The organism is Paenibacillus sp. sgz302191 (assembly GCF_057749925.1).
Genome location: NZ_JBYLHY010000004.1, coordinates 194,290 through 208,310 on the forward strand (window position 1 = coordinate 194,290; position 14,021 = coordinate 208,310).

Annotated in this window: 7 protein-coding genes and 1 pseudogene; 1 reads left to right on the plus strand and 7 read right to left on the minus strand. The window is 55.5% G+C overall.

The window, feature by feature from the left end; translation table 11 throughout:
* Positions 1-70 precede the first annotated feature (70 nt).
* Positions 71-1,081, minus strand: a complete 1,011-nt coding sequence (gene desA, locus AC3G2T_RS07565) for a Delta(5) desaturase DesA (RefSeq protein WP_474682460.1) — start codon at positions 1,079-1,081, stop codon at positions 71-73.
* 218 nt (positions 1,082-1,299) lie between these two features.
* Positions 1,300-1,395: pseudogene (locus tag AC3G2T_RS07570) on the minus strand (FAD-binding protein); the annotation flags it as partial.
* 588 nt (positions 1,396-1,983) lie between these two features.
* Here AC3G2T_RS07570 and AC3G2T_RS07575 point away from each other — a divergent pair.
* Positions 1,984-5,193, plus strand: coding sequence for an alpha-mannosidase (locus tag AC3G2T_RS07575; protein ID WP_488435060.1), 3,210 nt, complete (start codon positions 1,984-1,986; stop codon positions 5,191-5,193).
* A gap of 1,156 nt (positions 5,194-6,349) precedes the next feature.
* Here the strand turns inward: AC3G2T_RS07575 and AC3G2T_RS07580 are convergent.
* From AC3G2T_RS07580 to AC3G2T_RS07600, 5 genes are all read right to left on the minus strand, one after another.
* Complete coding sequence (locus AC3G2T_RS07580; protein ID WP_488435061.1) at positions 6,350-7,852, minus strand: extracellular solute-binding protein; 1,503 nt, start codon at positions 7,850-7,852, stop codon at positions 6,350-6,352.
* Between the two features lie 31 nt (positions 7,853-7,883).
* Positions 7,884-8,762: a carbohydrate ABC transporter permease gene (locus tag AC3G2T_RS07585; RefSeq protein WP_488435062.1), complete on the minus strand. Its 879-nt coding sequence runs from the start codon at positions 8,760-8,762 to the stop codon at positions 7,884-7,886.
* 19 nt (positions 8,763-8,781) lie between these two features.
* The gene (locus tag AC3G2T_RS07590; protein ID WP_488435161.1) at positions 8,782-9,684 is read right to left on the minus strand and encodes an ABC transporter permease; all 903 of its coding nucleotides are present in this window, start codon (positions 9,682-9,684) and stop codon (positions 8,782-8,784) included.
* Between the two features lie 213 nt (positions 9,685-9,897).
* Positions 9,898-11,478 carry a glycoside hydrolase family 43 protein gene (locus AC3G2T_RS07595; protein WP_488435063.1) on the minus strand — a complete coding sequence of 527 codons (1,581 nt, stop codon included), beginning with the start codon at positions 11,476-11,478 and terminating at the stop codon, positions 9,898-9,900.
* A 257-nt stretch (positions 11,479-11,735) separates the two neighbouring features.
* Complete coding sequence (locus tag AC3G2T_RS07600) at positions 11,736-13,988, minus strand: helix-turn-helix domain-containing protein (RefSeq protein WP_488435064.1); 2,253 nt, start codon at positions 13,986-13,988, stop codon at positions 11,736-11,738.
* Positions 13,989-14,021: the final 33 nt, after the last annotated feature.

The window sequence follows — 14,021 nt, forward strand, 5'->3', positions numbered from 1 at the left end:
ACGCAAATCATAATTTCCTAAACAACAAAAAAACGGCCTCTTCCCGCTATCGCGAGATGGCCGTTCTTGCTTATTTGCCTGGCGCGGACGTCGAACGTCCGATATCTCTGAATCCGATGAACCGTTTCCTTTGCTCGCTCCAGACGCGGAACCGGAGAGAGCGCAAGCTGGTCCATAATGTAATCGTCTGAACATCTTGCAGAACGGGATTGCTGTTGTGAGCTTTTTCCAGATAATAGTTAGGAACCCGGGGGCTCAGATGGTGGATGTGATGAAAACCGATATTGCCTGTAATCCAGTGAAGGATCTTCGGCAGCTTGTAGAATGAGCTTCCCTGCAGGGCCGCTTTGACGTAGTCCCAATCTTCTTCTTTTTCAAAATACGTATCCTCAAACTGATGCTGCACGTAAAACAGCCAGATGCCGGCAGTGCCCGAGATCAAAAAGATCGGTCCTTGTACGAGCAGGAAATTTTGCCAGCCAATCAACCAGCAAAGCAAGCCTGCTATTCCCGCTATGCCGATGTTGGTCACGTAGGTGTTGATCCGTTCTTTCAGCCCGGCGCGTTTGCGGTTAAATCTGTAGTCTATCAAAAAAATATAAACGGGACCCAGACCGAACATAAATAAAGGGTTGCGGTAAAGCCGATAGAAAAGCCTCCGCAGCGGTGACAGTGCGACATATTCTTCCACCGTCAACGTCCAAATATCCCCCGTCCCCCGCTTATTCAAGTTGCTGCTGGTCGCATGATGAACGGAATGCGTGTGTTTCCATTGATGATAGGGGCAACAGGTCAAAATACCGGTTAGCGTACCGACAATTTCATTGGCCATCCTGCTTTTAAAGAACGACCTGTGACAGCAGTCATGAAAAATAATAAATATCCGTATCAAAAAACCGCTGGCCGGAATAGTAAAAACCAAAGTAAGCCAATAGGAGATTGATAGACTCCAGTAGGCAGCATACCAAAGCAAAAAAAAGGGCGCAATGGTATTTAAAATCTGCCAAACGCTAGATTTGAAATGCGGTCTTTCGTAAGGAGCAATGTCTTTCCGCCAATGATCCTGTTCCTGGTGGTTCATCTTGTTGTCTTCTTCCTCTCTTCGTATCCATAATTTTTGCAGCTAATGGATTCCGAATCGAGTGAAGTAGATTCATGCCCATCTCCGTCTATACGTAAGATTAACTGAAATGGTTTCAAAAATACAAACACCAAATTAAGGTTTGATTAAGCGAAACTATTCAAAATGAAATCGGAATTCACCCCGATGGCGGCTTTGCTTCCTTCCGCTGCCGCAATATCGAACAAAATCACATTTCTCCTTGCTCTGCCCAATACAAGAGCAGCATTCAAGCCTGCCGGACCTCCACCAATAATAGCACAATCGATTGACATAGCGTTCTCTCCTTTTATTTTGGATATAAAAGATATTTGAAATCCTTAATACAAACAAAAAAATTTGCTTATTGCTTTAAACACCATTAATTAAAGACTCAATTTGTCTGTAATTTTAGCAAGCGGCTGTGAATAAGTCAAGGGTAGATCGGCTAATCTCCTGCACGAAGAATTCCTGCAAAAATACATGAATTTGCGTCCTTAATCGCTGGCCACGAAGAATTCCTGCAAAAGTGCAGGCTTTTCAGCGGGGATAGGGGCTCAGGTTCACTTTCAACGAAAATTCCTGCACTTTTGCAGGCTTTTCGCCAAAACAAGCCAATTTCGGAGAAAAAACCTGCACTTTCGCAGGTTTTTCCCCGCGTTTCGCGGATTCCGGCCGGCACGTTCGCGGCTATGCGCCTCTCGACGTTGACCAGGGGGCCGGAGCGTGCCTGGCATAATCATTAGGGCGCATAGTACGCTGCGGCATTAATCCGTACGGAATGTTCCTTGCTCCTTAAGGAAGCAAGTTGGGGATTGGGGTTGTTCGGCCGAAGGGCTTCCAGTATGATGAACGTAAATTTCGGTAAAACAGGAGGCAATCCTATGTTTTGGACTGTTGAAAAGCTCCATGCGCGAATCCGGGATCTGGAACCGTTTCGCTATCGCGATGCTTTTGCCATCGAGCCGTTGAAAATGAAAACCGACGCCGACGGGGCCGTCGGAACCTACCCCGACGACGGCGGGGAGTGGGAGGAAGTGCGGCTTGGCTTCCGGTGGCAAGGGCGCGACGAATACCGCTGGCTCGCCGCAGACGCCGCCGTTCCCGCGGCCTGGTCAGGCAAGCTGGTCGTCGCGCTGCTGGATCTCGGCCAAAGCGGAGGGAACGGGAACAGCGGCTTCGAAGCGCTGCTGTTTGTGGACGGCCGGCCGTACCAGGGGGTGGACAACAACCACCGCGAGGCTTTTTTGCCGGACGATGCTCCCGGGCGCACGGTCCGGCTGCGGCTGCGCCTCTGGTCGGGACTCGGCGGGTACCGGAGCGCCGAGATTCAGGAGCATCGGCTGCAGCAGGCGGCGCTGGCCTGGCTCGATGAATCGGCCGACGACCTGTACTACACCGCCAAAGCCGCTCTCGAAACGGCGATGCAGCTGACGGGCAGCGAGCCGGAACGGCACGATCTGCTCCGCCTCGTCGATCGGGCGTTCCTGCGGATCGACTGGTCGCGTCCGGGGAGCGGCGGGTTTTACGCCTCGCTGGCGGAGGCCGCGGCACAGCTGCGCAGCGGGCTGGCCGATAAGCCGAAGCGCCACGCGGTTACGGTCCGCTGCATCGGCCACACCCACATCGACGTGGCGTGGCTGTGGCGGCTGCGGCATACGCGTGAGAAGGCCGCGCGTTCTTTTTCCACGGTTCTGCGGCTTATGGAGCGGTATCCGGAGTACGTTTTTTTGCAAACGCAGCCGCAGCTTTACGAATATATCCAAGCGGATTATCCCGAGCTGTATGCCGAGATTCGCACCAGGGCGGCAGAAGGCCGCTGGGAACCGGGCGGCGCCATGTGGCTTGAGGCCGACTGCAATCTCACGAACGGGGAATCCCTGGTTCGGCACCTGCTCTATGGCGAGCGCTTTTTCCGGAAAGAGTTCGGGACCGAGTGCAAATACCTCTGGCTGCCCGACGTTTTCGGGTACAGTTGGGCGCTGCCGCAAATTTTGCGCAAAGCCGGTATTGAAGCTTTTATGACGACCAAAATCAGCTGGAACCAGTACAATCGGATGCCCAACGACACTTTTTACTGGAGAGGGATCGATGGCAGCGAAATTCTCACCCATTTCATCACAACGCCGAATCCGGGCGACAGTGACGGGCTTGGAGCCTTTTACTATACGTACAACGGCGCAATTACGCCCAAAACTGTGCAGGGCATATGGGACGCCTACCGGGATAAAGAGCTGAACCGCGAGCTGCTGCTCGCTTACGGCTATGGAGACGGCGGCGGAGGCGTCAACCGCGAAATGCTGGAGATGCGCAGGCGCTTGGCCGACATGCCGGGGCTGCCTCATGTTACGACAGGCCGGGCGGACGCTTATTTCCGCGACTTGGCGGAGAGGGTGGCCGCTTCGGACAGCTACGTGCACACATGGGACGGCGAACTGTACCTTGAGCTGCACAGGGGCACGTATACGAGTCAGGCGTTCATCAAACGAATGAACCGCAAGCTGGAGCTGCTGTACCGGGAAGCCGAATGGCTGAGTGTGCTGGGGGCTCTGCAGGCCGGATGGGGATCGTATCCCGCGGAGGAGCTGTATGAGGGTTGGAAAATCATTTTGCGCAATCAGTTTCACGATATTATCCCCGGCTCGTCGATCCGCGAGGTGTACGAGGATGCGCGGGAGGAATATGCGCAAGCCTGGCAGCTTGGCGTCGACGCCCGGCAGAGGGCGATCGACAGCTTGACGGCAGCGGGGCCCGGGCAAAAGGGCGGCGGCGGGGAATGGACCGTGTGCAACGGTTCCTCCTGGCCGCGCACGGATCTGGCCGTCATTCCGGCTCTTGCCGGGATGGAGGCGGGACGCTGGACAGACGCGGCCGGATGCGCGCTTGCCGCCGAGCGGATCGGCACGGACTGGCACGTTCTCGTCCGGGAAGTGCCTCCTATGGGGCTGGCGCTGATCCGGTTTGAGCCGGACGGTCCGGGTCCAGGTTCGGATTCGGGTCTGAGCGAGCCGAGCGAGGTTCAGCCTCCGGCCATTGTCCCTTTTGCGGCGGATGGGAATCAGTTGGAAACTCCCTTTTATACGTTGGAATGGAACGCATTCGGACAATTGACGCGCTTGCATGACAAAATAGCGGGCCGCGAAGTGTTTCCGGCGGGGACGGCGGCCAATGTGCTGCAGGTGTTCGAGGATAAGCCCAAAAGCCGGCATGAAGCGTGGGACATCGATCTGTACTATATGCAAAAACAGCGTACCGTTACGGAACTGCGGGCCGTCCGCGTCGTTCATCTCGGCTCGCTGCAAGCGATCGTCGAATTCGAATGGACCTATATGGATTCGACGATCCGCCAGCGCATGATTGCGTATGCCCACAGCCGCCGTCTTGATTTTGTGACCGAAGCGGACTGGCACGAGCAGCGGCAGCTGCTGAAGGCGGCATTTCCCGTCGATATTCGCGCGACCGAAGCGACTTACGACATTCAATTCGGCAACGTGAAGCGGCCGACGCACTGGAACACGAGCTGGGATTATGCTCGTTTCGAAACGGTCGGCCATCAATGGGCCGATTTGGCGGAAGCCGGATACGGCGTCAGTCTGCTGAACGACTGCAAGTACGGCTACGACATCAAGGACAACGTGATGCGCCTGTCCCTGATCAAATCGGCCCTTGTGCCGGACGATCAAGCCGATCAAGGAGCGCATGCGTTCACGTATTCGCTCCTGCCGCATGCCGGCGATTGGCGCGACGGCGGCACGGTGCACGAGGCGTGGGCGCTGAACGCCCCGCTCAGCGCCTACCCCGGCGCGCCGAAGCAAGGAGCGTCGTTCGCTTGCTTCCGGCTGTCGGCCCCCGAGCGCGTCATGATCGACGCCGTGAAAAAAGGCGAGGACAGCCGGGACGTCATCCTCCGGCTGCACGAATACGCCGGCGCACGCGGCGAAGTGGGGCTCGCCTCGGACTGGCCGATCGCCGAGTGGCAGGAAACCGACCTGCTGGAACGCCCGGTCGGGGAATGCCGGGAGGGCGGCGAACTGCGCTTTGCGCTCTCGCCTTACGAAATCCGAACGTTTCGGATTCGTTTCCTTGAACGGTAGCAAATGGCGCATTGCGCGGTCGGGAACAATGCGGCGCATATAGAGCAGTTGCAGGCGGGCTTGCCTTGCGGCCTTGCGGCCGGGGTTGGTGCGCTCCGGCCCGCAGTGCGGCAAACGCACCAGTCAGTCGGGGGTGTCTGAGGCGATACTAATTCAGCGCCGCCGCATGGCTGCGATCAACTCCCGATCGTTCGGATGCGGGAGACGAACGCGCCTCCAGGGGCGCTGATGTATGCTGCGGCGTTTTGGAAACCGCCGAAAAGCCCCGCAGCAGCATAATTTTCGTGCCCCGGGCAGCTCCGACGCCAGCAAAGCCTGCAATTGTGCAGGCTGCCCGATAAAATCGCGACACTCAGTCAGGGCTATGGGAAACAGTGGGGCCCTAATTTGAGGGACAGTCGCTTTTTCTGGGCACGCACCTCTCCTTGTGAGGTCGCGGAACTGAACAAAATGGGCAATGAGACATCGTGGTAGGGAAAACCTGCAAAAGTACAGGTTTTTTCTCTGAAATTGGCCTATTTGGGCGAAAAACCTGCAAAAGTGCAGGAATTCTCGCTGAATGTGCACCTGAGCCCATGTCCCCGCTGAAAAGCCTGCACAATTGCAGGAATTGTTCGTGGTCAGCGATCAAGGACGCAAATTCATGTATTTTTGCAGGTTTTCTTCGTTCAGCCGGGCAGATTGTAGTTATCGCCTATGACGCGGAGGGGTTTTTCAAAAGCCTGCAATTGTGTAGGAATTGCCAAGCAGCCCTGCCGGTTCCAGCAAGAGAGCCTTTCGACGGTCACCAAAACACCGTTCGTAACTGCTACGTTCGCCAAACATGCTGACATTCTCGCCCGACACGATACACGATACAAAATACCGTTCGCGACCGACCCGCCAGACGGCATTTCCACCCACGCGTGACACGCGGACAAAAAAGGGCTGACCCCTCGCAGCTAAAAGCTGCTATGGAAGGTCAGTCCTTTTTCTTCTAAACACACGCTTTAGCGCTCCCAGCCCGGCCCGGGCCAGTGCGGTTCGCGGCGCTCCACACGGTACCACTACAGGTGCCGAAGGTGACGCTTTCGTCCTCCGGCCCTGCGCCGCGGTTTGCCGTCACTCTGACTGCAGCGCAACTCCGCGCGGCGCACTGGGAGCTGCGCGCGGGAGCTTATTTTTGTTGCTTGTTGTAATCGGCGGTATACTCTTCGATCAGTTTGTCTCCGCCGTCTTTCCGCCATTTGTCGATCGCATCTTTCCAGCCCTTGTCGTCCAGTTCGCCGAGCGCGTATTTGGTTACAGCATCCGTGATGCTTTTGGTCAAATCCCTGCCCTTCTGATTGTTCGTTTCCGATAGCAGGGAAGCGCTCAGATCGACGACGGCGATGCCTTTGTTGTCCGCCATGGTTTTGTCGATTTTTTCTTCAAGCGGCGTTTTCGTTCCGGCCAGACCGGTTCCCGGCGTATCCCATTTGAAGTTGAGCACATCGCCGATCCCGGCTGAACCTGCGGTTTTCACGCCCTTGCCGTTATCGACCGTATAATCGGTGCCTTCGATGCCCCATTTCAGCAGCGTTTGCATCTGCTCGTCGCCCAGCTTATCGAGGAAAGCGACAATTTGTTTGACTTTCGCTTCGGTCGTTTCTTTCTTTTTCGGGATGACCAGCATCGAATCGTAACCGAGCGTCGCTCTGGCGCGCTGTCCCTTGGGGCCATCAAAATTTTGCGCCACGTCGACGACGACTTTCGGATTTTTCTTCATCATATCGAGGTGGCGGGTTGAGGCGTCATCCAGAACCGAGAAGTAGATGCCGGCTTTTTCCTGATTAAAGTAGTCGTATTTCTTGGCAATCGGGAAGTCCGGGCTGATCAGCTTTTCGGCAACCATTTTCTTGTACGTGTTCAAAGCGGTCTGGTATTCGGGGAACAGAAAATCCGGCGTAACCTTACCGTCCAGCAGCCCCCATCCGTTAGGCCCGCCCGCATATATCGTCAGCTGCTTGAGAAGTTCCATCGTGCTGTCTTCCTGGATGCCGAACGTATCGTTTTTGCCGTTTTTGTCCGGGTCGCCCTGTGTAAACGCTTTAGCTGCGTTGTAAATATCGTCCACCGTCTTCGGTGTCTGCAGCCCCAAGTTGTCCAGCCAGTCTTTCCGGAAAATCATCCCGTAGCGCGCCAGCACCCGCTCCCGCGGAATCCCGAACAGTTGGCCGTTGACGCTGGCGTTCCGCTTGGCCACCTCGCTCATTTTGCTTAACGATTTCGTATCTTTGATAAACGGAGTGAGCTCCCAGAACACGCCGGACATCTGGGCGTTCAGCTGCGCGGACTCTTTGACCCGGCGGAGCAGCATCAAATCCGGCATGTTGCCCGAGGCGATCGTCGCGCTGACTTTGTCGTCGTAGGTCGTGGCCGGGACCCAGGTAATATCCAGCTTCGTGTTCGTGTACTCTTCGATTTTTTTAATGGCCGGCGAATCTTTTTTCGGCGGCTCCGCCAGCTGCTGAATCATCATCACGCTCAGCTTCAGCGGCTCTTGCGACGCAGCGGCCGTCGAGCTTGCCGCCGGAGATTCCGGCTTGGAGCTGCAAGCAGCGAGCATAGAAGCCGTCATACAGGTCAGACAGAGAACCGATATCAGCTTGCGGGATTTTCCGGTTGCCGTTAATTTCATAAGAATACCCTCCTGAATTGAAAGTAGTTATTTATTCCTTCACCGACCCGAGCAATGCGCCTTTGGCAAAATGCTTTTGCAAAAACGGGTACACGATCAAGATCGGCAGCGTGGACAGGATAATGACGGCCATTTTAATCGTTTCCGCCGGAGGCGGTACATAATCGCCGCTGAACTGCGTGGAATCGCCGATTCCCCCCTGCGACAAAATAACGATTTGCCGGAGCCAGACCTGAATCGGCCACAGCGAATTATCGTTAATATACAATACCGCGTTAAAATAAGCGTTCCAATGCCCTACCGCATAAAACAGGGCGAGCGAGGCGAGAACCGGTGCGGATAAAGGAAGCACGATTTTGAACAAAATGCCCGGATCGCTGCAGCCGTCAATTCTGGCCGCCTCCTCCAGCCCATCGGGAAGCTGCTGGAAAAAAGTGCGCATAATAATCAGGTTAAAAGCGCTGATCAAGCCGGGAATAATCAAGGACGCGACGCTGTCGAGCAGCCCGGTCCACTTGACGATCAGATAGGTCGGAATCATCCCTCCGCTGAACAGCATCGAGAACACGACCAGCTTCATCACCAGCTTGCCGCCGGGCAGCCCCCTCTGGGCGAGCGGGTAGGCCATCAAAGCCGTAAACAGCAGATTCGTTAGCGTGCCGGCAATCGTAATGAAGATCGATACGCCCAAGCTCGACAAAATCAGGTTGGTGGACAAAATGTACCGGTACCCCTCCAGAGAGAACTTCGTCGGAAACAGCACGAACCCGCTGCTGATCAGCTCTTCCGGGGCGGTCAGCGAGGCTGCCAAAATATATAGGAACGGCAGGACGCAGACGGCAGCCACAATCAGCAGAATAACCGTATTGATGCCGTCGGCGATTTTGCCTGAAATCGATTTGTCCGCCATTACAATCTCCCCTTTCCCGTTAGTAAATACCTTCCTCGCCAAACTTTTTGCTTACATAGTTCGCACCCACCACGAGCACCAGTCCAACCGCCGATTTGAATACGCCGACCGCGGTGCTGTAGCTGAACTTCCCTTGCGAAATCCCCATATCGTACACATACGTATCGAAAACCTCGCCGACTTCACGGTTGAGCGGGTTGATCATCAGGAAAATTTGCTCGAAGCCCGAATCCATAAAATGCCCCAGCCGCAAAATCAGCAAAATAATAATCGTGCCGCGAATCGCAGGCAGCGTGATGTGCCACATCGACCTCCATCTGCCGGCCCCGTCTATGCGAGCCGCCTCATACAGTCCCGGATCGACGCCGGCCAGCGCCGCCAGAAAAATAATCGTGCCCCAGCCTGTTTCTTTCCAAATCACTTGCGAAGTGATGACGGTTCGAAACCAGTCCTTGCTCATCAGGAAATTCACCGGCTCATGTCCGGCGCTCGCCAGAAAGTTGTTGACGATTCCGCCCTGCGACGAGAAGAACAAAAAACTGATGCCGACGACAACGACCCAAGATACGAAGTGGGGAATATAAATCAACGTTTGAATCAGGCGTTTTACCACGGCGAGCCTGAGTTCATTGAGCATCAACGCGATAATGATCGGCAGCGGAAAAAAGAACACAATGTTATATACCGCCAAAACGAACGTATTGCGGAACAGCATCCAGAACGCATCGTCGCCGAAAAACGTCCGGAAGTGCTTGAAGCCGACCCAGTTGCTTTTGGCAAACCCGAGAAAAGGCTGATAATCCTGGAAGGAAATCAATATCCCCCACATCGGCACATACTTATATACGATAAAATAAAGCAAGCCCGGCAGCAGCATGAGATAAAACCAATAGTATCTTTTCAGCAGGCGCGAGTATAACATTTTCTTCTTCGTTTGCGAGGGCGAGTAGGTTTCCGTTGAAACAGTCTGCACGTCGCATCCCTCCTTATCGGCTAGCGGATATATTCACTTTAAAATCGCGCCGCATTGCCGTCTACAATCCCCGAGGCACATATTGGCCGCAAGACACTGCCGGCCCGGGCCATCCCCTTGCGCACGCGCCGCGAATAATCCGTACGGAATATCCGATAATCATCAAGGAAGCTCATCGACCCGGAACCAGTCGAAGTCCGCATGGCCTCCGATTGCGGTACCATCCCGATTCACGCAGAAAATGCCGACCTTGGCGCCGACCCATTTGCCCGGACTGGCCGGAACCGGCGCTCCCGCTTGCAGGTAGCTTTTGCCGTCCAGGCTGTAGCTGTAGGCGCATTCCGGTTCGCCGCCGGCCGGGCCGCTGACCGTTACCCGCAAATACAAACCGGAGGCGGGGAAGCGCTCCAGCCCGGCAGCCCACACCTCCTGCTCGGTTGCGGGAGCGCCGTGCCCTTGCATGAGGGACAGGCGGACGCCGTCCTCGCCGGCTTCTACGGCCAGGCAAGCGTATGCGATGCCGAAGACGATCAGCCCGGCTCTGTCGGCCGGCCCGGCAGCGGCGAGCTCCAGCTTCGCCGTGGCGGCAAAAGACGGCGCCGGGAATTTCTGCAGCAGCAGCTGCGGCGCATCGTAGAGCGTCCGCTTCCCTGCGGGCAGCGGCGCTGCGTAAAGACGCAGACGGCCTGGCCGGGCCGCCAGCGAATGCCAGCCAGGCCCGGGGTTGGCCTGCCACTGCCACTGCAGGCCCAGCCCCGGCCCGGCAAAGTCGTCCGAGGCGGCCGGCGCCTGCGGCGGATGGACTCCGCCCACATCCGGCTTCGTCCATTGCGCCACGGGCTCGCCGATCTCTCCCTCGCCCGCTCCCATTACCGGCCAATCGTCCGTCCAGCGCATGGGCTGCAAATGCAGGATGCGGCCGTATGCGCCGCGATCCTGAAAATGAAGAAACCACGACTCGCCCGACTCCAGCTCGATCCAGCCCCCTTGATGGGGTCCGTTCACATCCGTCGTCCCTTGGTGGAGAACGATTCGATCCTCATAAGGCCCCCATATGGAGGTCGAGCGGAGAACCGTCTGCCAACCGGGTTTCACGCCTCCGGCAGGTGCGAAGATGTAATAGTAGCCGTTGCGCTTGTACAGCTTCGGACCTTCAATGGTCGGATGACGCTCCCTGCCGTCGAAAATGATCCGCCTCCCGCCCAGCAAGCTGCGGCCGTCCGGCGCCATTTCGATCAGCTGCAGTTGATCCTTGATGCCGCAGCGGCTGTGGGCAAACGCATGCACGAGATAGGCGCGGCCGTCCTCATCCCAGAACGGGCACGGGTCAATCCAGCCTTTTACCCCGTACACCAAATGCGGAGCCGTCCAGGGGCCTTGCGGATGCTCTGCCGTGCACATGAAAATGCCCTCGTCGGGCGTGGCGTAGTAGACCCAAAATCGGCCCTCCCGGTACCGGATGCTCGGCGCCCAGACGCCTGCGCCATGCTGCGGCAGATCGTAACCGGGCAAGTCCAGCCGTTCCAGCACATGGCCGAGGATGCTCCAATGGATCAGATCCCGCGAATGCAGCACGGGAAGGCCGGGTACATGCGAAAAACTCGAAGATACCATATAAAAATCGCGGCCGACTCGAATCACGTCAGGATCGGCGTAATCCGCATACAAAATCGGATTGCGGTACGTGCCGTCCTGCAAATCCGCTTTCCAAACCTGCTCGAACGGGGGTTCGGTCGTTTTCATAGCTTCGCTCCTCGCAATCATAACTAGGGAGAATCGCAATCGTCGTCTCCCGCTTAATACCATATAGCCATAAAAGCGGCTCCCCTTCTATAATCCTTCCGGCAGAAGGTTCGCTGCCTTACTTGCCGGATAATCCCCAAGGCAGGCCGGGTGCTCCGCAAAGCAGAACTTTTCGGGCGGGAAAATGTCTCTCCGGCTTCCAGCCATTCCTCCTGTTCCCCTTGCGCCCGCGCCAAAAAAACCCGAAAGGGCTCGGGTTATAAAGGGCGGTAATTTTTCCGGTATTCGCCGGGAGTCGTACCTTCTATTTTTTTAAAGTACCGGATGAAATTTTGCGGATTCTGGTACCGCAGCCTTTCTGCGATTTCGGCAATTTTCATATCCGTTTCCAGCAGCCATTGTTTGGACTGATTCAGCCGGTACTGGGACAAATAATCGCTGAAATTGACGCCGGACTCCTTGCGGAACACCGTTTTCAAATAGTTCGGATGGTAATTCAGGCGCGACGCGCAAACGTCCAGCGTAAGCTCGGATTCGAATTCGCGGTGGATAATGTCCTTCATCTGATCGGAAATGTTTTTGTTCCGCGTATTCCATTTTCTGCTCATCAGCGTCACCATCGGCTCCATGACCGTGCTCATAAACCATTGTTCCGTTTCGGGAACGGTTTTCAAATCGTTCAGCTGCTCGAACAGCTGCCGGTCGTCGTTCAAGGACAGCTTGAGCGTCTCGCCCGAGCTTTGAATTTCGCGGATCAGGTCGACGAGCAGGCGGAAAAGGATCATTTGATATTCCTGGTGGCGAATATTTTCGCGAATCGTCATTGTCAAAAACTCGCGGAGCAGTTGGCGCGCCTTTTCCAAGTCCGGCACCATCAGGGCGTCGATCATCTGCTTCTCGATCCATTCGGGGAACATCGCATGAATACGCTGATCCGGCAGCACATCCTCCACATGCAAAATCGCTCCCTCGCCAAAGCGAATCCGGTATTTCAGCGCTTCCAGACTTTCCCGGTAGGCTTGCGCACAATACGTCAGGCTGGGATGAAACCGGCTGATGCCGATGCTGACGCTCAACTGCAAAATCGTCTTCACCGTAGACTGGATCGTCTCCGCCCAGACGTACACCCCGTTTTTCGCCGCATCCGGCGAGTCCGCCCTGTTTTTCAGCAGCGTCACCTGATTCCCGCTTAACACGACCGGATCCAGGCGAGTATCCGCCGGAATCAATTCGGATACGATATTGTTGACGGCAAACATCAATAAATCGCGGTCGGTATCGCGGAATCGCGTGCCGGCGAGCGAGTCGATCTGCACAGTGACAATGCAAAAAGCACCTGCGCCCAAATCATACTGAAACGCCTCGGCTCTGTCCTGAATCTCCTTGGAACCAAGCTCTCCCATCAACAGTTTCCTTACAAAAAACTCCTTCAACTGCTTCGTTTGCCCTTGAATCTGCTCCAGCAGCTTCGACTGCGACGTCTTCAGCGAACGTATATGGTCGCCGATGACCTGCAGCTCATCCGTCGACTGCGCTCTGCCTTCGCTGCCTCCGCTGCCGGCCGCCTCGAACATCATGCGAATCGGCCTGTACATCTTTCGGGAGCCCATCAGTGACACCGCCAGCAGGAGGGCAAAAACGGCCGAACACACCAGCACCGTGTACCAGCCGATAGCCCGGGATTCCTTCGTAATTTGAGCAATGGAAACAACCGAAACATAAATCCAATCGTTATAGGTGGAAGTCCGGTATGTAACCCCGATGGATTGATGTTCGATCCGAATCGTTTCGAAGCCATCCGTTGCGCGAACGTCCTGCAAATGTTTCACAATCCGGCCCATCAGTTCGGGCGTAAACGTAGGGTTGGCCGCTTCGGTCAAAATGCGGTAATCCGCATCCAAAATGATCGTCTCGGCTTCCTCGTTGCTTTCGGGGAGCAGCTTTTTCAGCCTGCTTTCCGGTATCGTCACGGCGATGACGCCTAACGGGTTCGTTAATGTATTGATCGGCAATTTTTTCACGAGCTGAATGCTGGCCGACGCCTCGTCCGTCATCCAGCGGGACAGCACGGGCATCTCCGCCAATTTTGACAGCGGTTGCAAATCCTCTTCAGGCAGTGATTCCATAAAGCCGTTATTGTCCAAATACCATCTTCCGGCGAAGCTGGCCATCCGTATATCTTGTATGCCTGCGTCATAGGACTGGAGCTTGTGGAGACCTTCGTTCAGGTCGTTCACTTTCTGGAAATCTTTTGCCATCAGCTGCATTCCTATCGATTGATTCAATAACGGGCTATTGATAAATTGAAGGATCGACCGGTCGATAGTTTGCAGAAGCTGTTCCACTTGAAGCTGTGTCTGCGCAAGCACCTGCATGTTTCCGTGAATGACCTTTTCCTGAATAATTCCCCCCGCCTTCCAATAAGACAGGCAGCCCAGAGAAACGACCGGGATCGTAACCAGAATCATACTGAAAACGATCAGTCTGCGTAAATACTTCGATTTCAACATGACAGTCCCTCACTTTGCAAGTGGCATCCATCC

Coding starts and splice junctions, on each gene's coding strand:
- AC3G2T_RS07595 (WP_488435063.1), bottom strand. CDS start 11,478: ATGAAAACGACCGAACCCCCGTTCGAGCAGGTTTGGAAAGCGGATTTG.
- AC3G2T_RS07580 (WP_488435061.1), bottom strand. CDS start 7,852: ATGAAATTAACGGCAACCGGAAAATCCCGCAAGCTGATATCGGTTCTC.
- desA (WP_474682460.1), bottom strand. CDS start 1,081: ATGAACCACCAGGAACAGGATCATTGGCGGAAAGACATTGCTCCTTAC.
- AC3G2T_RS07575 (WP_488435060.1), top strand. CDS start 1,984: ATGTTTTGGACTGTTGAAAAGCTCCATGCGCGAATCCGGGATCTGGAA.
- AC3G2T_RS07600 (WP_488435064.1), bottom strand. CDS start 13,988: ATGTTGAAATCGAAGTATTTACGCAGACTGATCGTTTTCAGTATGATT.
- AC3G2T_RS07590 (WP_488435161.1), bottom strand. CDS start 9,684: ATGTTATACTCGCGCCTGCTGAAAAGATACTATTGGTTTTATCTCATG.
- AC3G2T_RS07585 (WP_488435062.1), bottom strand. CDS start 8,762: ATGGCGGACAAATCGATTTCAGGCAAAATCGCCGACGGCATCAATACG.